The organism is Paenibacillus sp. ClWae2A (genome assembly GCF_032452295.1).
Lineage (GTDB): Bacteria > Bacillota > Bacilli > Paenibacillales > Paenibacillaceae > Paenibacillus.
This window is the reverse complement of sequence record NZ_JAULSQ010000002.1, coordinates 890,660-910,806: the sequence shown is the minus strand read 5'-3', so window position 1 is coordinate 910,806 and position 20,147 is coordinate 890,660. Positions and strand designations below refer to the sequence as shown.

The following is a 20,147-nucleotide window of genomic DNA, read 5'->3' as shown; positions in this document are numbered from 1 at the left end:
TTTAAAGTACAAAATAAGGACAGTTAAAGAATATCTCTTGGGAATAAGAGATTGGGAGGTAGAGAGGCATGGACGAACGCAATTATAGATCGAACCGTCAAGACGAGGAAAACGAAACCAAACAAACGGAGAATCGCAATTCTTCCGGAACGGACGAATCCTCCTATTATTATTCTTATGGACCTTTTCAGTCCGTGAATCAGGAAGATACAGCAAATCACATGGGAAGCAATAATCAGCGTGAAGAAGGAAATGTAGAGATTACAAAACCTGATCCGGTGAGACCCGTACCTACTTACTACAATAGTGAATCATCCGAACAAGCGAAAAGATCATCAGGAGGCGGCGGAAACGGCTCAGGTAACGGTGGAGATCAAGGGAATGGCGGCAAAGGCAACTGGAACTATAATAACCGCAAGCCTCGTTCTTCCGTAAGATCACTGTTGTTCTCTTTTATTGCCGGCATGCTGGTCATTACCGTTCTCATGTACACAGCCGATAGAACTAACATGTTCACACCGGAGACTGCACTTACGAACACAGGTAATCAAAGCTCGGGACAGGAAGCGTCCACAAACACAGGCGGAGGCAACAATGTGACAGCGTCGTTACTGCCAACAGGCAAAGAAGATGTTTCTTCCGTAGTGACGAGTACAAGTCCAGCAGTCGTCAAAATCGAAACACTCGCGAAACAGTCCTCACGTACAGGATTGGGTCAGGGTGGATCGAATACAAGTGATCCGTTGTACCAATACTTCTTCGGTAATGGGGGCGGAACGGAAGGCAATCAAGGCCAGAGCCAGCAACAACAGCAAGGCAGTAATCAATTGGTACCACTGGGCATTGGTTCCGGATTTATTTTTGACAAAGAAGGATATATCCTGACGAATCAACACGTAGTTCAGGGTGCAGACGTAATTCAGGTAACCCTGGAGAACAACAGCAAGCCTTATGAAGCTAAACTGCTGGGAAGCAGCTTTGATCTGGATTTGGCTGTATTAAAAATTGAGAAAAACAGTGGTGACGATGCGTTCCCTGTAGCTCCACTGGGTGATTCCAATAATACTCAAGTCGGTGAGTGGCTTGTAGCTATCGGTAATCCTGAAGGATTCGAACATACGGTTACAGCAGGTGTACTGAGTGCCAAAGAACGTACGATCAGCATTCCAGATGAAGAAACAGGAAAAACACGTGAGTACAGCCATTTGCTGCAAACCGATGCTTCGATTAATCCGGGTAACTCCGGTGGTCCGTTGCTTAACCTGAATGGGGAAGTTATCGGAATGAACGTTGCAGTAAGCGCAGATGCACAGGGAATTGGTTTTGCGATTCCGTCGAGCGTTATCTCTGAAGCCGTTAAATATCTCAAAGAAAACAAAGAAGTTCCTAAAGAGCCAGTACCATTTATCGGTGCATCTCTGATGGCTCTCACGCCTGAAGTTGCTAAACAAATGGGAACAGATATAACTGAAGGTTCTGTCGTAGCCAGCACGATCTTCCAATCACCAGCTTACCAAGCAGATCTTCGTGCATATGACATCATCACAGGTGCCAACGGTACCCCTTACGCGACAAGTCAAGATCTGATTGATTTTATCAAGAAACAGGAAATCGGCAGTGAAGTGACATTAAACGTGGTGCGTGACGGTAAGAAAATGGATCTGAAAATCAAAATCGGCAACAAAAATGATTTTGATACTTCACAAACCACAGATACACAACAGCAGCAACCATAAATATCGGGTAAGGATTAACAGAACGGAAGGGTTTGAAGGCCCTTCCGTTTTTTTTGCCCTGATGAAGCAAGGCTACAATGGACCAGGACGGATTGGAGACGCCCACTTGAAGATGCAGATTGTGCTTCTGCCTGTTACAATGGATAAAACGTTAGGATAAAGGAGAAAGACCATGCGCTCAACTATTTTAATTGTGGATGATGACGAAAAAATTGTATCCATGCTCCGCCGGGGGCTGGCTTTTGAAGGATATGAGGTACAGACGGCTTCCAACGGAGCCGAAGGCCTCAGCAAACTGATGGACAAGGAGCCGGACATCGTTGTGCTGGATGTGATGATGCCGCAGATTGACGGATTTGAGGTATGTCGCAGATTGAGAGAAGCAGGCAGCAAAGTGCCTGTCTTAATGCTGACGGCCAAGGATGAAGTACAGAGCCGGGTGACCGGACTGGACACGGGAGCCGATGACTACCTTGTAAAACCTTTTGCGCTGGAAGAATTATTGGCACGTGTCCGGGCATTGCTGCGCCGCAAGTCAGATAGCGCGGGTACACCGGACAACCGCTTAATGTATGAAGATATCATTTTGGACAATGACTCACGTGAAGTATTGCGAGATGGGCAGCGTCTGGAGCTGACTGCCAAAGAATTCGAGCTGTTGAATCTGTTTATGCAAAATCCAAGACGGGTACTGTCCCGTGATTTGATTATGGATAAAATCTGGGGTTATGATTACAGCGGTGAGTCTAACGTGCTTGAAGTGTACATTGCCATGCTCAGACAGAAGACCGAAGAATACGGTGGCAAGCGTCTAATCCAGACCATCCGGGGAGCCGGCTATATTCTGAGAGGTGACTCCTGATATGTCCATCCGGTTAAGACTAACCGCATGGTATTCTGGCATTTTGGCGGCTGTTCTTATCTTTTGGGGCGTTGTAATCTATGCCTTTGTTTATTTTAACTCCTACCAGGAAGTCGAACAGCAATTGAAGGTGAAGAGTACCCGGATTACGGAACAGATTGGTGTTAATCCTCTTTCACAGTCGTTGGATCTGGACCCATTTACAGAGAGTCAGCTTCAGGAGGCACAAATCTATATTCAACTCTGGGATTATCAGAGTCGTTCAGGCAGAATTTCCGGTAATATGGAGAAATTAGGGATTCAGTTTCCGGTATTAAAAGCCAATGAGATACTTAAAGACCGAGGGATATCCAAAATCTATGTGGATGGTACGCCGTTTCTGGTGAATCAGCTCCCCCTTTCTCTTCAGGGAACCAATGAAGTACGTGGAATTCTTCAGGTAGGAGCCAATGTAAGTTCACAGGAGCGCTTACTGGAGGCGTTGCTTAATATTCTGGTCTTTGGTTGGCTGGTGGCTATGGCATTGGCTATAACCTCAGGTCTCGTTCTGGCCCGGAAGTCGATGCGTCCGCTCGTGAATGTCATTGATGCCGCGAACCAGATTCAATCGGGAGATGACTTAAGTGTACGTATTCAATATGCGGGACCTAAGGATGAGATCGGGCGTCTGATCGAAACGGTTAATAATATGCTTGAACGTACAGAATTGTCATTCCGCGGTTTGGAGGAGACGAATGCTGCTCAGCGCCGCTTTGTATCCGATGCATCGCATGAACTGCGTACACCATTGACCACCATTCGCGGGAACGTAGACTTCTTGAAGAAGCTGTGGGATCAGGAGGGAACCGACCGACCGAATCTGGATGAGGAGACTGTCAAACAAATGTCGCTGGAAGCCATTGAAGACATGGCGGACGAGGGAAAACGTATGAGCAGGCTGATCAGCGACATGTTATCGCTGGCGAGAGCGGATACGGGTCAGAAAATTGAACTGAATCCGATCCCGCTGCAGATTCTCGTACAGGAAGTGGCACGCAGAGCACAATTTCTGGATCGTCAGGCAGACTGGAATCCAGGAGATTTTTCCGTCCTTAACGGCATTTATGTGAACGGTAGCAAGGACTATCTGCAACAGATGCTATTTATTTTCATCGAAAATGCGTTTAAATACACACCTGAAGGCTCTGTGACGTTGGATGCCGTATTATACAAAGGTCAGGTTGGACTCCGCATCAGCGACACCGGTATTGGGATGGATCGGGACGAAGTGCCGTTCATCTTTGATCGCTTCTATCGGGCAGATGAATCCCGTGGGGCTACACCGGGCATAGGTCTGGGACTTTCGATTGCGAAGTGGATTATTGAAGAACACCACGGATCGGTTGAGGTTGTGACCAGACGTGGAGAAGGAACCACCTTTATTATCTGGTTGCCGGTTGTCTTTGCTCCGCCTATCGAATAAAGGTATAATAGACAGGACTGCAATTACATCGGCAACGTTGCCGAGAAAGAAAGCGGGTGGCAACCAAGTGGAAGTACTGCGAATTTCGCCGCGTGGATATTGTTACGGCGTTGTGGATGCGATGGTGCTCGCGCGTCAAGCGGCACGCAATCTGGATTTACCACGACCTATTTATATATTGGGTATGATTGTGCATAACCAACATGTGACGGATTCCTTTGAAGATGAAGGTATTATTACATTGGATGGTCCGAACCGGATGGATATTTTGAGCCAAGTGGAGAGTGGCACGATTATTTTCACAGCTCACGGTGTATCTCCTGAAGTGCGCAAGTTGGCACGGGACAAAGGGTTGACAACAGTGGATGCAACATGCCCTGATGTCACCAAGACCCATGATCTCATTCGGGAGAAGACAGCAGAAGGTTATCAGATCATCTATATCGGCAAAAAGAATCACCCTGAACCAGAAGGTGCCGTAGGTGTTGCACCAGATCTCGTTCATCTGATCGAGAAGGAAGAAGAGATCGAAGAACTGAACGTACCTGCAGGCAAAATCCTTATTACGAATCAGACAACGATGAGCCAGTGGGATATCAAACACATTATGAGCCGTCTGCTGGAGAAGTTTCCGGGCGCTGAGATTCATAATGAGATTTGCCTCGCAACTCAGGTTCGTCAGGAAGCTGTCGCTGAACAGGCAGGTCAAGCGGACCTGGTTATCGTGGTGGGTGATCCTCGGAGCAATAACTCTAACCGTCTGGCACAGGTGTCGGAGGAGATTGCGGGGGTTACGGCCTACCGTGTATCCGATGTTTCCGAGATTCAGCAAGAATGGCTGAAAGGTGTAAATAAGGTGGCGGTTACTTCGGGTGCTTCAACACCAACACCGATTACGAAGGAAGTCATCCTTTACCTGGAGCAGTATGAACATGACAAGCCGGAGACGTGGGAGATCAAACGTACCGTGAACATGAGCAAACTGCTGCCTCCAGTTAGAGAAAAAACACGTACACCTTAGGCGCAGCTAATGTAAAAGTAAGTCTAAGTGTATGTGAATTAAAAACGAGATGTGAATAAGAAGAATCCTGTTATGCAGAACCGAATTCGGTGCCTGTGGAGCAGGGTTCTTTTTGATATAGGATAAGGAATGTGTACCTTGACGCAATAGGAGAAGTATGGTATATTCACTTTAACGGATAAAAGCTTAAAAGCGAACAAGCGTTTAAGCGCGACAGAGTTTTTATATTTAATCAGATGCACGTTAAGAAATTATTGTGCTCTCATACAAGGAAGGATGGAATTTACTATGATCGTTATTGCAGGCAAGGCTACACCGGAGGAACAGATTCAGGATATCGTTGCAGTTATTGAAAAAGAAGGGCTTCAGGTGCATATCTCTCGCGGAGAGGATCGTACTATCATTGGTTTGATTGGTAAAGTTGAACCTAAAATGCAAGAGCATCTTCGCCAAATGAAAGGTGTCGAGAATGTCGTTAAAATCTCGAAGTCCTACAAATTGGCAAGCCGCGACTTCCATCCGGAAGATACGGTGATCTCCATCAAAGGTGTAGATATCGGCGGAAAAGAACTTGTTGTCATGGGCGGACCATGTGCGGTTGAATCCGCTGCACAGATTGATGAGATTGCCGGGCTTGTGAAAGCTGCGGGCGGGCAAGTTTTACGTGGAGGTGCATTCAAGCCTCGTACGGGTCCTTACAGCTTCCAGGGAACGGGCGTAGAGGGATTGATCATGATGGCGGAAGCAGGCAAGAAACATGATCTGCTGACCATTACAGAAGTCATGACACCTGAGTATGTGGATATTTGCGCCGAGTACGCAGATATTCTGCAAGTAGGTACACGTAACATGCAGAACTTTGACTTGCTCCGCAAATTGGGCGAGTGTGGCAAACCGGTATTATTGAAACGTGGCTTCAGTGCGACATACGATGAATTGTTGAACGCGGCTGAATACATTCTTGCGGGTGGTAACCCAAATGTTATGCTATGTGAGCGTGGTATTCGTACATTTGAATCCTACACACGTAATACGTTGGATCTGTCAGCGATCCCTGTTCTGCAGTCTCTGAGCCATTTGCCGGTTATTTCCGATCCGAGCCATGGTACTGGACGACGTGAACTGGTGGAACCGATGACAAAAGCTTCCGTTGCTGCGGGTGCCAATGGCCTGATCATTGAAATGCATACCGATCCGGATAACTCCATGACAGGAGATGGTGTGCAGTCCTTGTTCCCTGACCAATTCGCCAACCTGTTGCAGGATCTGGAGAAATTGGCACCAATCGTGGGTAAATCATTCAGCACAGCCAAACAACCAGCAGAGTTTTTCCCGGCACGTGTAGGCGTATAATTTAAAAAATCATAGTTAAGGTCTGGATCAACATCCGGGCATCTCATCTGGTCTCGTTCATTGCGACGGAATCAGATAGGTGCTCGGTTTTTTGCATATTTTGCAGTTTTGAACGTATTTATTAATCAATGGTGATAAGAAACATTTATGATGTGAAGTTTTTTCCATGATTTAGGTTAAAAAAGGGGTCGCTTTACCGCATTAAACCAGTTAAATGTATATAAAACTAGTTGTTATATGAATTTAGGATATTTATAAAATGTGAGTATATCTAACATCCCTTCAAAAAATACCTTACATAAGTATTGACGATGTCATGTTTAAGAATTTATAATGACGACAGAAAAAAATTCGAATTTAGACATTTTCTTAGTGGGGTTGTTTAATGTTCGGAATATTTGGGAGGACGAATACATGTCGGTTGAAAACGTATTGAAATCAATTCAAGAGAACAACATCGAGTGGGTAGATTTTCGTTTTGTAGATTTAGCTGGTCGTGCACATCACATCTCGTTGCCAGCTTCGGCTGTTGATGCAGACACGTTCGTAAATGGAGTAGCTTTTGACGGTTCTTCTATCCAAGGTTTCCGCGGAATTGAAGAGTCCGATATGGTTATGATGCCAGACCCTGAAGCGACTTATGTCGATCCGTTCACCGCACACCCTACATTGAATGTTATGTGTGATATCTTCACTCCGGATGGCGAGCGTTATGAGCGTGACCCACGCAGCATCGCTGTTAAAGCAGAAGCTTATTTGCAAGAGAGCGGTGTAGGTACAGCAGCATTCTTCGCACCAGAATCCGAGTTCTTCATCTTCGACGATGTACGTTATGAGAGCGGCACGAACAGCTCTTCCTACTATGTAGATTCCGAAGAAGCTTCATGGAACACCAACCGCAAAGAAGAAGGCGGAAACCTGGGCTTCAAAGTACGCACTAAAGGTGGATATGTTCCAGTAGCGCCAGTGGATACACAACAAGATATTCGTAGCGAAATGTGTCGCCTTTTGGAAGAAGCAGGCCTGTCAATCGAGCGTCATCACCATGAAGTGGCGACAGCGGGTCAAGCCGAAATCAACTTCCGTTTTGATACACTGAAGAAAACAGCAGATAACCTGCTTGCATACAAATACATCGTGCACAACACTGCACGTCAATATGGTAAAGTAGCAACATTCATGCCAAAACCATTGTTCGGTGATAATGGTAGCGGAATGCACGTTCACCAATCCATCTTTGATGGCGATTCCCCATTGTTCTATGACAAAGCGGGATATGCTAACCTGAGTGAAATGGCTCTGCACTACATCGGAGGTATCCTGTACCATGCTCCGGCACTGATCGCTTTGACTAACCCTAGTACAAACTCATTTAAACGTCTTGTACCTGGTTACGAAGCACCAGTAAACCTGGTTTACTCCAAAGGTAACCGTTCCGCAGCAGTACGTATTCCGGTTGCAGCTGTGACACCAAAAGGTTGTCGTATCGAGTTCCGTACACCTGACTCCACAGCTAACCCATACTTGGCATTCTCCGCAATGTTGATGGCTGGTCTGGATGGAATCAAACGTAAAATCAACCCAACTGAACTTGGATATGGTCCGCTCGACAAAAACATCTATGACCTGTCTGATGCAGATAAAGAAAACATCCGCAGTGTGCCAGCTTCCCTCGAAGAAGCACTTGATGCATTGGCAGCTGATAACGAGTTCTTGACTGAAGGCGGCGTATTCACAAAAGAATTCATTGAAAACTACATCAACCTCAAACGTGATGAAGCGAAAGCAGTAGCGATCCGCATTCATCCGCACGAGTACAGCCTTTACTTCGACTGCTAATCGGTCGGGGTTCGGAACAGATCTTGCTCCAACTTAAAGCCTCCGGGACACGTTCTCGGAGGCTTTTCCTTGAATTAAACAATGTAGTGCTTTAACTTTGCAGGGTGATAAAGGAATTTGATGGCCTGAATTCAACACTTCAGTGCATATTGCCCTTGAAGCAGATAGAGAATACTGATATCATAGCGATAATATTCACTTAGAGTGCATTTTGCACAAATCCATAGAGCGACTTTCAATAAGTAAGATATAGATCAAAATGATTCAATTTGTCTATATCTTATACCCGTGAGCGATTCTAATCGAATTGTGCAAAATGCTGTTAGTATGTCAGAGTTACGGATGGAAAGGGCGGGGGATTTTGTGACAAAAAGAGCGTATAACTTTAATGCAGGGCCTGCGGCGTTACCACTTGAGGTACTGGAGCGTGCACAGGCGGAATTTGTAGATTTTCGTAATACAGGCATGTCGATTATGGAGATGTCTCACCGTGGAGCGGTGTACGAGTCTGTACATAATGAAGCTCAGGAGCGCTTGTTGTCGCTTCTAGGCAACCCAAAAGGATACAAGGTTCTCTTTCTGCAGGGCGGTGCAAGCACTCAGTTCGCGATGTTGCCAATGAATTTGCTCGGGGCAGGGCAGACTGCAAGTTACGTGATGACTGGCAGCTGGGCCAAGAAGGCTCTGTCTGAGGCGAAGTTGATCGGCGAGACGCATGTTGCTGCATCTTCGGAAGCAGAGAAGTTTATGAAATTGCCGGATGTTTCGAATCTGAGTTTGCCGGAACGTACGGCTTATGTGCATCTGACTTCCAACGAAACGATCGAAGGTACGCAATTCAAGTCGTTCCCGGATACGGGTTCAGTACCTCTGATTGCGGACATGTCGAGTGATATTTTCTGTAAACCATTCGATCTTAATCAGTTTGGCATGATCTATGCGGGTGCACAGAAGAACCTGGGTCCATCCGGAATTACGGTTGTGATTGCTCGTGAGGAACTGGTGAGCGAATCACCTAAAACGATTCCAACCATGCTTCGTTACAGCACACATGTAGAAAATAACTCCCTGTACAATACGCCGCCATCCTTCTCGGTATATATGGTGAATGAAGTATTGAAATGGATTGAAGAACAGGGCGGACTGGCTGGTATTGAGCAAAAAAATACGAAAAAAGCGGAATTGCTCTATAACACAATTGATGCTTCCGGCGATTTCTACCGTGGTTGTGTGGAACCAGAAGATCGTTCCCTGATGAATGTAACCTTCCGTCTTGCTTCTGAAGAACTGGAGAAAAAGTTCATTAAGGCATCGGAGGAAGAAGGATTTGTAGGTCTGAAAGGACATCGCAGTGTGGGTGGTCTCCGTGCCTCCATTTATAATGCTGCTCCTTATGAGAGTGTTAAGGCACTGACAGACTTCATGAGCCACTTCCAGAAGACAAATGGATAAATTAGTATAGGTACGGTGTCATGATCTTCGTGTCTAATTCTGTGCCTTGCCAGAGCCTTCCACATTGACGTGTGGAGGGCTTTTCTTTAAGATTAGAGGGTTGTCGTCAATATGAAATGAAAAGGAGATTGAACACATATGGCTTTACACATCGTTCTGGTTGAACCAGAAATTCCGGCGAACACAGGCAATATTTCGCGTACTTGTGCGGCAACCGGGACCCATCTGCATCTCGTGCGTCCACTTGGATTTCGAACAGATGATGCTACATTGAAACGTGCAGGGCTGGACTACTGGCATGCCGTTCATATTGAATACCACGACTCATTCGCTGAGGTTCAGGAAAAATATCCGGAAGGTCGTTTCTTCTACGCAACTACGAAGGCGAAGAACCGCTACAGTGATTTTAATTTTCAGGATGGAGATTTCCTCGTTTTTGGTAAAGAGACTAAAGGCCTGCCACCTGAATTAATTGCTGCGAATCCCGATACATGTATGAAAATGCCAATGACTGGTGACGTTAGATCATTAAATCTGTCCAATTCGGCAGCGATTATTGTATATGAAGCGTTGCGCCAGCTCAATTTTCCGGGGTTAGAAGGATAAATTTAGGTTATAAATGACGGCTAGAATTCGGTAAAAAAACATTTTTCAAAAAAAAGGACAAAAAATGTTTATTTACAGCAGGATTCGACAAAATCTTGGCGAATCTATAAACATAGTACAAATGTACCTAGAAATTTAGAGTAAGATAGGAGAGGTGTGCCGTAGCTATGAAGCCAGCTGGAGTAGTTCGCAAAGTTGACCAATTAGGTAGGATCGTATTGCCTAAATCTTTGCGTAAAAGGTATCAAATGAATGAGGGAGATCCTGTAGAAATCTTAGTACAAGGGGACCATATTATCTTGGAGAGATATCGTCCAAAATGTATTTTCTGCGGATCCATCGAGGAAGTCAACGAGTTCAAAGAGCGTTACATATGCGCACAATGTTTAGATGAAATGACTCAGCTTCCACAACACGGGTAAGAAGTAACGCCATGGGGTTTATGACCCCGTGGCGTTTTTTTTGTTTTATTCTCATTCGGATGGCATAATTGCAAATTGAAAAAAAGATAAAATACGTGGACTAACCCTGAATGTAAAGGGGTAAAACCTCGGTCCATACGGCATTCAGGATGCCTTGCATATTTTCTTCCTGACTGTTAATACATATGACAGCTTCCTTTGAGGGAATTACGATACACAATTGACCATAGGCTCCATCGGCGCGGTAAGCGCCATGAGAACACATCCAGAACTGATACCCGTAACCTTTTCCCCAATCTCCGTCTCCAGTCGTTTCGATCTGCTGGGACGTAGCCTGTCTGATCCAATCCCCAGGTACAAGCTGTGTGCCTTCCCAAAGGCCCTCCTGCAGCAGTAACTGTCCAAATCGACTCAGTTCCTCATTGCTTATCCAAAGACCAGCACAGCCAAGTGTTACCCCCAGTGGAGAGGTCTCCCACTTTACATCATAAATGCCAAGTGGATCAAATAACCGTGGAGTCAGGTAATCTTTCACGGTTTGGCCGGTAGCAGCCTGTAGCATGGCTGAGATCATAAACGTATCCCCACTGCTATATGTAAATTGTTTCCCGGGTATCCGGTCTAGAGGCAGCGACATGTAATATTTCGCCCAGTCCTTTTCGGTCAATGAAGCTCTTTCATCAGCCCAAAGAGGGGGAGAGTCATGGGCCGAAGACATCCGGAGAAGATCACGCAGTTTCAATTCCTGCGGCGAGGGGAGATTGCGCTGTGCAGTGGGTACATGATCATAAGAGAAATAATCACCAAGTGTGGCATCCAGATGTAACAGACCTTCCTCAAGGGCAAGACCGACGGCCATACACGTGAAGGATTTGCTGATGGAATGTTGTACTCTGCGCTGATCCTTATCCCTGTCCCAATGGGCAAGCAGATGCCCTTTTTGTAATATGCGAATGGAGAAAACGTTCAATTGTTGCTCCGTAATCGTATGAATGAAACCTTTGAGTTGCTCAGACATATTAACCTCCCTAATATCAGGTGAAACCTGAGTAAAATCGGTTGGTGAAACGTTTCCGTAATTCGAATTCAAAATCAGAACCCATGTTAGTATAAACCTGGTTTGGTGTCAATTAAAGTTGTAATAGCACTGACTAAATTTTCATTTTTTCGTAATAATAGTGTCTTTCGGCGCAAATTTAGACTTAAAAAAGCATTTTTTCGAGAAAAAAACGCGAAATTTGTAAAAAGGTTATTGACAGGATTTGCTCATCGGGCTTATGATTTATTCGAAACGATTCGAAGAAATCGCTTCCACATCAAAAGTGTTGTAATGAAGTCCATGTGAATCAACGTTGGCCATGTTTTGAAACGATTCGAGAAAATCGTTTCGATAACCCATCGTAATACAAGGGAATCTACAACAGCCTGCAATCCAACGCCAGAGAAACGAATGAGTAAAGACAGCAGGCGATGATGAGAGGGGTTACATTATGGCACATATAACGATCGAAACGGGATCGCCAACCTTATGCATGAATACGAGCATACATGTTGTGTCCAGTGACTCCGGAGAGACTTCAGGCGGTACACTATATCTGTTGCACGGGGCAGGCGATAATGCGAGTACCTGGCAGCGGTTAACCACAATTGAGATGTATGCAGCGCAATATGGCTGTACCATCATTATGCCGGAAGCGAATCGAAGCTATTACACCGATATGGAATACGGCCTGAATTACTTCCACTACATCACTCAGGAGTTACCTGAAGTATGCAAGTGTCTACTCAATCTGAATCCTGATCCGGAGAAAACGTATGTTGCTGGTTTATCCATGGGTGGATATGGTGCACTGAAATGTGGACTAACTTATCCAGAGAAGTATCGCAAAGTAGTGTCTTTATCCGGCGTAACGGATATTCAGACACGGTTACATGATCCCCATATGCATGCGACCATGATCAAGGAAATGAAAGCGGTTTTTGGAGAACGTTTACAGGTAAAAGCCGATCAGGATATTTACGCACTGTCGGCCAAGTTGCTGGAACAGGGTGTTCCTTTACCGGATATCCTCAGTTGCTGTGGCGATAGTGACCCCTTCGTAGAGATGAATCGCGACTATGCGAAATACATGCAGGGGACTGCCTTTGATTTTCGGTATGTGGAGACACCGGGGGCTCATGAATGGAGATTTTGGGAGCACCACCTGAGAACGATGTTTGATTTTCTGTACAACGACAAGACCATAGTAGAGTGAGGAGATGCAATGTGAAACCTGCAGCCGAAGGACCTAGCAAAAAGCTGAAGGGAAACGTGAAGGGCAATTCGCTCTGGACTGAAATCTGGAAGCACCGAATGACATACACCCTGCTTATTCCGGGGCTTGTCTGGCTAATTCTGTTTGCCTACATGCCGATGGGTGGCCTGTCTCTGGCATTCAAAGATTACAAGGCCAACCTGGGAATCTGGGGAAGTCCATGGAGCGGATTCGAGAACTTTAAATATGTTTTCCGTGATCCAACCTTTATCGACGCGGTATGGCGTACGCTGTACATCAATATTCTGAAACTGATTATTCAGTTCCCGTTCCCGATTATTCTGGCGTTGTTGCTGAATGAATTGCGGATGCGCAGAGGGAAAAAATGGTTCCAAACCGTTCTTACGTTCCCGCACTTCTTGTCCTGGATCATCGTATCCGGGGTAGTCATCAATGTACTGGCGTATGACGGACTGGTAAACAGTGCGCTCGGATTACTCGGATTGCCAACGATTAACTTCCTGGGGTCCGAATCTAACTTTGTACCCATGTTGCTGTTGACTGATATTTGGAAATCAAGTGGATGGGGCGCGATTATATTCCTGGCTGCCATTTCCGGTATTGACCAGGACCAATATGAATCAGCACAGATTGACGGGGCTTCCCGTATGCAACAGATGTTCAAAATTACTTTACCGAACATCCTTCCAACCATCACAATCATGTTTATTCTGTCGGTTGGTGGATTGATGTCTTCCGGGTTTGACCAGATCTTCAACTTGGCAAATGCCGCTACCAAAAATGTATCGGAAGTACTCGATGTATATATCTATCGGATTACGTTCCAGTCATCTACCGATTTCTCATTCTCGACAGCGGTCAGCTTGTTCCGTTCCCTGGTGAATATGGCCTTGCTGCTTCTTGCTGACAGATTTGCCAAGTGGCTTGGCGGAGACGGTTTGTTCCGATAAGAGAGGAGGAAAAATGAGATGAGCAAGAAAGCTAACAAAAAACCGAGAATTGGTACAGAAAAAATGACACTTCTCGATTACATTATTTTTGCCGTATTACTAGTGCTTGCCCTGATGATCCTGATTCCGTTCTGGAATGTCATCATGATCTCGTTTGCAACACAAAAAGAATATGCTGACAATCCATTTTTGATGTTCCCTAAAGAATGGACACTGGATTCCTACAAGGCGTTGTTCGCTGACGGAACGATTCTGTCGGGGTACAAAAATACAATTATATTGCTAGTCATCGGCTTGCCACTCAGCTTGTTCCTGACAACAAGCATGGCATATGGCCTTAGTCGCAACAAATTTCCATTTAAGAAATTTCTCTTTTTCCTGGTACTGTTCACCATGATCTTTAATGGTGGTATCGTACCGTTGTACCTGATCATGAAATCACTTCATCTTACAGGTACGCTGTGGTCCGTTATCCTGGCGGGAAGCTTCAGTGCTTTTAACATGATTCTGATGATGAACTACTTCTACACCTTGCCTGAATCACTGATGGAATCGGCGAGACTGGATGGAGCCGGAGAGTGGAGAATTTTGTTCTCTGTTGTTCTTCCGCTGGCTACACCAATTATGGCTACAATCACGTTGTTCTACGGTGTGGCTTACTGGAACAGTTGGTATGATGCGATGATATTCCTTCGAAAAGCGGATCAGTTACCGCTCCAGAATGTACTCAGAAACATTATCGTGACATCTCAGACGAATGCATCCAATGCATCCAGTGTGGATGCTGCCCAGGCAAGCAACTTCTCCATGGGCATGAAGATGGCGGCTGTATTTGTCACCATGGTACCAATTATGTGTTTCTTCCCAATGCTGCAAAAACACTTTGCCAAAGGGGTATTAACAGGGGCAATCAAGACCTGATTATACGTATAGGATTTTGCAATAAAATTCTACTAAAAAACATGGGGGTAAAACATGAAAACGAACAAAAAGTTGTCAGTAAGAGCTCTCTTTGCCATCACGCTTAGTGTAGTTATGCTGATGGTGACCGCTTGTTCCAGCCAAGGAGCTTCAGGTGGTAACGAAAAAGATGCAGAGGGAAATTACAAAGATAACCTGACCATCTCTGTAGCTAACCTGACAGAAATCAAAAACGGGAACCTGGATAATGATTTCCACAAGTTCTGGACAGACAAATTCAATGTAACATGGGACTACAACTACATCGATTGGGATTCATGGGGCGAGAAGCTTCGTCTGTGGATCAACTCTGGCGACTTGCCGGATGTAGCGGTATGGAACTACGTACATGGCGATGCCATTAACAGCATTGAACAAGGTTTGTTCTACAAATTCCCGGATGACTGGAAAGAACGCTGGCCTAACGTGGCAGCAGCTTACAATTTGACGGGTCTTGGAGACAAGTTGGAAGAATTGACAGGTGGAACATATGTCCTGCCTAGACCAATCTATTTCGAGAACAAACCAGCTGACCCACTGACGAACCAAATTGGTGTCATTGCGCTTCGGAAAGACTGGGCTGAAGCGGTTGGTTTTGAACTGAAAGATGCTTATACAACAACCGAATTGAACGAATATGCTGCGCTAGTGAAAGAAAAAGATCCAGGCAAAGTGGGTAACAAACTTGTACCTCTGTCCTACAATGCGGCAGATGCGATGACAAACATGATTATGCCTAACAGTGTGCATGCCATGACTGACTCTCCGTTCTACAAAGGTGAAGATGGTCAATTCCACTGGGGACCAGCAGATCCTGAAACGCTGACAGGACTTAAATTGATGCAAAAAGCCTATAAAGATGGACTGCTCAATCCTGAGTTCTACACATGGAAAAACAATGAAGGTCAAAACAACTTCAAAGTAACGGGTACAGCTGCTGTAACGAGTCTGGGCGGACTGGCTTCGTACAGACAAGGTCTGGATTCCGATATGAGAAAAAATCTGGGTGTAGATAGTGATGAACTGGTACACACAGCAATCGTAGTAGGCGATGACGGGAAATACCGTAACATGGAACAAGCCAACTTCTGGTCTGCATTGATCTTCAATCCGGACATCAGTGACGAGAAATTCGAACGGATCATGGATCTGATTGATTACTCTGCAACAAAAGAAGGACAGTTGCTCATCAACATGGGCTTTGAAGGAAAAGACTGGAAATATGATGAAAACAACGAACTCGTTAGCTTGTTGCCAGAAGGAACGGTATTGGAAGATAAATATCCAGCACGTTTCGAAGGTCTGTACCTGCTCGGTGACGACTTCAGTGTTGTAAACCCTGCAATCAAAAAAGATTACCGTGATAGAGCCGTGAAATTGTTCGAAGAAAAAGCAAAACTCGGTACAGAAGGCAAATCGCTTGCAACATACGATTGGGATGTCAACCTGTACGATTCCAAAGCTAAGAGTCAGGCTTCATTCGACTACCAGAACGAATATGCCAACTTGATCCTCAAAAACGGAGATCTAGAGGCGAACTGGAAAGAATGGGTAAACAGTAAAATGTCCCTGGTTCAACCTTATCTGGATGAGCTAAACGATAAATTCTAGTAATCATTCAGTAATTAATTTTGAACCCGGTGCGCGGTCTCTCCCCGAACGCAGCCGGGTTCTTTATTTCAACAACTTGTAGTGGAGGATACGATCAGATGAATAACGAGCAATTGCTAGACCTGGTAAAACAGATGACGTTGGAAGAAAAAACAGCTCAGCTTCTTCAGTTGACTGCCAACTTTTATGAAGGAACAAATGTCGAAGGTCAGATCACAGGGCCGATGGAAGAGATGGGTATTACGGAGCAGTCCGTGGATGCCAGTGGGTCCATTCTGGGGTTGTCCGGCGCGCAGGCCATCATTGATGTACAGCAAGCTTATATGAACAAAAGTCGTCTGGGCATTCCGCTTTTGTTCATGGCTGACGTAGTTCATGGATTCAAAACCATTTTCCCGATTCCACTGGCGATCGGTTGTTCATGGGACACAGAACTGGCTGAGAAAAGTGCTGAAATTGCAGCACGTGAATCAGCTGTATCCGGTTTGCATGTTACCTTTGCACCTATGGTGGATCTGGTTCGTGACCCGCGCTGGGGCCGTGTGATGGAAACGACAGGAGAAGATCCTTATCTGAACAGCTTGTTCGCGGCTGCGTTTGTACGTGGATACCAGGGCGATAGCTTGAAGGATGAGCAAGATCGTCTTGCAGCCTGTGTTAAACACTTTGCGGCGTATGGAGCGGCTGAGGGTGGTCGGGATTATAATACGGTGGACATGTCCGAGCGTAACCTGCGTGAGTATTACTTGCCAGCGTACAAAGCAGCATTGGATGCGGGTGTGGAAATGGTCATGACTTCGTTCAATACGGTTGATGGTATTCCAGCAAGTGGCAATGAGAAGTTAATGCGCGGCATTTTGCGTGACGAGTGGGGCTTTGATGGTGTATTGATCTCGGATTGGGCTTCCATTCGCGAGATGATTGCGCATGGCGCTGCGGAAGATGATCGTGAAGCGGCATATCGTGCCATTCGCGCAGGAGTAGATATGGAGATGATGACACCTTGTTATGTACATCATTTGCCTGAACTGATTGAGAGTGGTGAAGTGGAAGAGAAGCTCATTGATGAAGCTGTTCTGCGAATTCTGCAACTGAAAGAGAAGCTGGGATTGTTCGATAACCCACTTCGTGCAGCCGATCCGGAACGTGAACGCGAGATTGTTTTCTCCAAAGAGCACCGTCAGGTATCGTATGAACTGGCAACCAAATCGGCTGTCTTGTTGAAGAATGATGACAACGTGCTTCCACTTCAACCTGGCGCGAATGTAGCCCTTATTGGTCCTTTTGCACAGAGTCCTGACATTCTGGGTTGGTGGTCCTGTGAAGGAGTTAAGGAAGATGCAGTCAAGTTGGGAACAGCTCTGCAAGAACGCTTGACGGGTGGGAAAGTTCAATTCGCTCAAGGCAGTAATGTTCATACGATTACAGCTGAGCAGATTGCCGAAGCCCTGGAAGTGGCAAGCAAAGCAGATCTGATTGTCCTTGCTCTGGGTGAAGACTCCGAGATGAGTGGAGAAGGTGGCTCGCGCACCGATATTCGTCTTCCAGCAGCCCAATTGGAATTGGTTAAACAGCTCAAAGCAGCGGGAAAACCCATTGCCAGCGTTATTTTCAACGGCCGTCCATTGGATCTGCATGGTGTAATCGATGAATCGGATGCTGTTCTTGAAGCCTGGTTCCCAGGTAGTGAAGGTGGAGCAGCGATCGCAGATGTTCTGACAGGTGTAGTGAATCCATCTGCACGTCTGACGATGTCTTTCCCGCAGTCCGTAGGTCAGATTCCGGTCTATTACAACCATTTCAATACAGGCCGTCCACTGAACCAGGAGAAGACGGAAGAACGTTATGTCTCCAAATACATTGACAGCCCGAATGAACCTTTGCTTCCGTTCGGTTATGGTCTCTCCTACACTTCTTTCTCTTATGGTGATCTTGAAGTGTCGAGTAACGAGATGACTGCCGAAGAGTCCCTGAGCATCCAAGTCCGTATAACGAACACAGGTGAGCGCGCAGGTGTGGAGACCGTTCAGTTGTACGTTCGTGATGTAACGGGTGAAGTCGTTCGTCCCATGCGTGAGCTGAAAGGATATGTGAAGCTTGCACTGGCGCCAGGCGAGAGTGGTACAGCAACATTTACGTTAAATGAAGAACAGCTTCGTTATCACCATTCCGACTTAAGCCATCGCAGTGATCGAGGCGAGTTCCATATTCTTGTGGGTGCAAACAGTCGGGATACTCAGAAGAAATCATTCAGACTTGTTTAATCCGGTGAATGGAAAGAGTAATGTGTCAGGCCTTTTGTTATGGAAGGCCTGATGAACATAACAGGGGAGCGAAGAATGTGGTCAGTATCAAGGATATCGCCAAACAGGCGGGAGTTTCTATCTCTACTGTGTCATATGCGCTGAATGGCAGCAACAAAGTGACCGATGAGACGAGTTCCAAAATTTTGGCCATTGCCAAAGAACTGAACTATGTTCCAAATGCCGCAGCAAGAACACTGAAGAAGAGGGAATCCAAAATTCTAGGTGTATTCTTGACCGATTTTAGCGGAGATGTGTATGGAGACTTGCTGAGTGGCATGAAAGCCGTATGTAATGCTCAAGGCTATGACCTGATCGTGTGCAGTGGTAAACAATCCCATCGCATGCTTCCAGAGAGGATGATTGATGGTGCGATCATTCTGGATCATACGTTTGCAAGTGAGGAACTAATGCAGTATGCCGATCGTGGGCACAAAATCGTTGTATTGGACCGTGAGATGGATCATCCCAATATTAATCAGGTTCTGCTGGATAATAAAGCCGGGGCGACACTTGCGATGGAACATCTTATTGAACAGGGACATAAGAAAATCTACGTGGTGACAGGACCGGAAGGTTCTTTTGACTCTGTGCAGCGGTTAAAGGCTGTGAGACAGGTTGCGGAACGTGAAGCCGATGTGGAATGGATTGAGATCACGGGAGATTTTGAGAAGAGTGGTGGAGAACGAGCCGCAGATCAGATTGTGCAGGTGTATGATGGACCCGCAGCGGTATTCTGCCTCAATGATGAGATGGCTATTGGCTTGTGTGATCGTCTTGCAGACAGTGCACTTGGCGTTGGTCAGGAGATTGATGTCATCGGATTCGACAATATAGAATTGAGCAAGTACGTCCAGCCGAGATTGGCAAGCATTGATTATTCCAAACGCAAGTGGGGATCACTCGCTGCTGAACAATTGATCAAAATTATTGCTGGAGAACCCGTCGATCATGAACGAATTTATGTGACATTAGTTGAGGGTGGATCGGTGAGTGGGCCTATGCTGTCTGATTCGGTTATAGCTATGCGGAATGACCAGGCGGTTAGCTATTGATCCCGAATGTGCGTCTTGTGACAGGATGGATACGTATATCAAACGGTACAGCAAGAGACAAGGCTTAGAAGAATCGAATCATTCTTTTAAGCCTTGTCTCTTGCTATTTCGAGGATGAAGCAATAGAAAAAGCCTCTCCGGAGAGAGGCTTGGCCTTTACAAACCTTTTGTCTTGTCATTGTTGTAGGATGAAGTGAGAATGCCTGTAATGAAGAGAGTCAATACAATTGCAATAATCC

The 20,147-nt window shown here is 45.8% G+C and carries 16 protein-coding genes; 15 read left to right on the top strand and 1 reads right to left on the bottom strand.

The genetic code is table 11. The annotated features are described in order from the left end of the window. The first annotated feature begins 68 nt into the window (after positions 1 to 68). The 9 genes from QVE09_RS10230 to QVE09_RS10190 all read left to right on the top strand — a co-directional run bounded on the left by QVE09_RS10230 (position 69) and on the right by QVE09_RS10190 (position 10,753). The gene (locus QVE09_RS10230; RefSeq protein ID WP_315936727.1) at positions 69 to 1,736 is read left to right on the top strand and encodes a S1C family serine protease; all 1,668 of its coding nucleotides are present in this window, start codon (positions 69 to 71) and stop codon (positions 1,734 to 1,736) included. Positions 1,737 to 1,908: 172 nt separating this feature from the next. After that, a complete protein-coding gene (locus tag QVE09_RS10225; RefSeq protein WP_036610048.1) occupies positions 1,909 to 2,598 on the top strand; it encodes a response regulator transcription factor in 690 nt (229 codons plus the stop codon). Between the two features lies 1 nt (position 2,599). Further along, positions 2,600 to 4,060, top strand: coding sequence for a sensor histidine kinase (locus QVE09_RS10220; protein ID WP_315936726.1), 1,461 nt, complete (start codon positions 2,600 to 2,602; stop codon positions 4,058 to 4,060). A 67-nt stretch (positions 4,061 to 4,127) separates the two neighbouring features. Next, the gene (locus tag QVE09_RS10215) at positions 4,128 to 5,081 is read left to right on the top strand and encodes a 4-hydroxy-3-methylbut-2-enyl diphosphate reductase (protein ID WP_315936725.1); all 954 of its coding nucleotides are present in this window, start codon (positions 4,128 to 4,130) and stop codon (positions 5,079 to 5,081) included. A 288-nt stretch (positions 5,082 to 5,369) separates the two neighbouring features. Further along, entirely contained in the window at positions 5,370 to 6,434 is a 1,065-nt protein-coding gene (gene aroF / locus QVE09_RS10210) for a 3-deoxy-7-phosphoheptulonate synthase (protein WP_036610039.1), read from the top strand. A 414-nt stretch (positions 6,435 to 6,848) separates the two neighbouring features. Beyond that, the gene (glnA, locus tag QVE09_RS10205; protein ID WP_074094318.1) at positions 6,849 to 8,273 is read left to right on the top strand and encodes a type I glutamate--ammonia ligase; all 1,425 of its coding nucleotides are present in this window, start codon (positions 6,849 to 6,851) and stop codon (positions 8,271 to 8,273) included. A gap of 363 nt (positions 8,274 to 8,636) precedes the next feature. Further along, positions 8,637 to 9,725: a 3-phosphoserine/phosphohydroxythreonine transaminase gene (serC, locus tag QVE09_RS10200; RefSeq protein WP_315936724.1), complete on the top strand. Its 1,089-nt coding sequence runs from the start codon at positions 8,637 to 8,639 to the stop codon at positions 9,723 to 9,725. 138 nt (positions 9,726 to 9,863) lie between these two features. Beyond that, positions 9,864 to 10,331 (top strand): tRNA (uridine(34)/cytosine(34)/5-carboxymethylaminomethyluridine(34)-2'-O)-methyltransferase TrmL, encoded by a 468-nt coding sequence (gene trmL / locus QVE09_RS10195; protein WP_017689589.1) that lies wholly within the window; start codon positions 9,864 to 9,866, stop codon positions 10,329 to 10,331. A gap of 167 nt (positions 10,332 to 10,498) precedes the next feature. Continuing rightward, complete coding sequence (locus QVE09_RS10190) at positions 10,499 to 10,753, top strand: AbrB/MazE/SpoVT family DNA-binding domain-containing protein (protein WP_036610032.1); 255 nt, start codon at positions 10,499 to 10,501, stop codon at positions 10,751 to 10,753. A gap of 100 nt (positions 10,754 to 10,853) precedes the next feature. Here the strand turns inward: QVE09_RS10190 and QVE09_RS10185 are convergent, their stop codons facing one another. Further along, complete coding sequence (locus QVE09_RS10185; protein ID WP_315936723.1) at positions 10,854 to 11,771, bottom strand: serine hydrolase domain-containing protein; 918 nt, start codon at positions 11,769 to 11,771, stop codon at positions 10,854 to 10,856. A gap of 472 nt (positions 11,772 to 12,243) precedes the next feature. Here QVE09_RS10185 and QVE09_RS10180 point away from each other — a divergent pair, with 472 nt between their 5' ends. From QVE09_RS10180 to QVE09_RS10155, 6 genes are all read left to right on the top strand, one after another. After that, positions 12,244 to 13,008, top strand: coding sequence for an alpha/beta hydrolase (locus QVE09_RS10180; RefSeq protein ID WP_315936722.1), 765 nt, complete (start codon positions 12,244 to 12,246; stop codon positions 13,006 to 13,008). 11 nt (positions 13,009 to 13,019) lie between these two features. After that, positions 13,020 to 13,979 carry an ABC transporter permease gene (locus tag QVE09_RS10175; protein WP_215076918.1) on the top strand — a complete coding sequence of 320 codons (960 nt, stop codon included), beginning with the start codon at positions 13,020 to 13,022 and terminating at the stop codon, positions 13,977 to 13,979. A gap of 18 nt (positions 13,980 to 13,997) precedes the next feature. Next, positions 13,998 to 14,900 (top strand): carbohydrate ABC transporter permease, encoded by a 903-nt coding sequence (locus tag QVE09_RS10170; RefSeq protein ID WP_315936721.1) that lies wholly within the window; start codon positions 13,998 to 14,000, stop codon positions 14,898 to 14,900. A 54-nt stretch (positions 14,901 to 14,954) separates the two neighbouring features. After that, positions 14,955 to 16,550 (top strand): type 2 periplasmic-binding domain-containing protein, encoded by a 1,596-nt coding sequence (locus QVE09_RS10165; RefSeq protein WP_091032705.1) that lies wholly within the window; start codon positions 14,955 to 14,957, stop codon positions 16,548 to 16,550. Positions 16,551 to 16,648: 98 nt separating this feature from the next. Continuing rightward, positions 16,649 to 18,814, top strand: a complete 2,166-nt coding sequence (bglX, locus tag QVE09_RS10160; protein ID WP_315936720.1) for a beta-glucosidase BglX — start codon at positions 16,649 to 16,651, stop codon at positions 18,812 to 18,814. Positions 18,815 to 18,891: 77 nt separating this feature from the next. Next, a complete protein-coding gene (locus QVE09_RS10155) occupies positions 18,892 to 19,908 on the top strand; it encodes a LacI family DNA-binding transcriptional regulator (RefSeq protein ID WP_315936719.1) in 1,017 nt (338 codons plus the stop codon). Positions 19,909 to 20,147: the final 239 nt, after the last annotated feature.

What these genes read in the sequence shown, in the direction of transcription:
- QVE09_RS10220 (WP_315936726.1), top strand. Translation starts at nt 2,600, where the DNA reads ATGTCCATCCGGTTAAGACTAACCGCATGGTATTCTGGCATTTTGGCG.
- QVE09_RS10165 (WP_091032705.1), top strand. Translation starts at nt 14,955, where the DNA reads ATGAAAACGAACAAAAAGTTGTCAGTAAGAGCTCTCTTTGCCATCACG.
- trmL (WP_017689589.1), top strand. Translation starts at nt 9,864, where the DNA reads ATGGCTTTACACATCGTTCTGGTTGAACCAGAAATTCCGGCGAACACA.
- QVE09_RS10230 (WP_315936727.1), top strand. Translation starts at nt 69, where the DNA reads ATGGACGAACGCAATTATAGATCGAACCGTCAAGACGAGGAAAACGAA.
- bglX (WP_315936720.1), top strand. Translation starts at nt 16,649, where the DNA reads ATGAATAACGAGCAATTGCTAGACCTGGTAAAACAGATGACGTTGGAA.
- QVE09_RS10180 (WP_315936722.1), top strand. Translation starts at nt 12,244, where the DNA reads ATGGCACATATAACGATCGAAACGGGATCGCCAACCTTATGCATGAAT.
- aroF (WP_036610039.1), top strand. Translation starts at nt 5,370, where the DNA reads ATGATCGTTATTGCAGGCAAGGCTACACCGGAGGAACAGATTCAGGAT.
- QVE09_RS10190 (WP_036610032.1), top strand. Translation starts at nt 10,499, where the DNA reads ATGAAGCCAGCTGGAGTAGTTCGCAAAGTTGACCAATTAGGTAGGATC.
- QVE09_RS10225 (WP_036610048.1), top strand. Translation starts at nt 1,909, where the DNA reads ATGCGCTCAACTATTTTAATTGTGGATGATGACGAAAAAATTGTATCC.
- glnA (WP_074094318.1), top strand. Translation starts at nt 6,849, where the DNA reads ATGTCGGTTGAAAACGTATTGAAATCAATTCAAGAGAACAACATCGAG.
- QVE09_RS10170 (WP_315936721.1), top strand. Translation starts at nt 13,998, where the DNA reads ATGAGCAAGAAAGCTAACAAAAAACCGAGAATTGGTACAGAAAAAATG.
- QVE09_RS10185 (WP_315936723.1), bottom strand. Translation starts at nt 11,771, where the DNA reads ATGTCTGAGCAACTCAAAGGTTTCATTCATACGATTACGGAGCAACAA.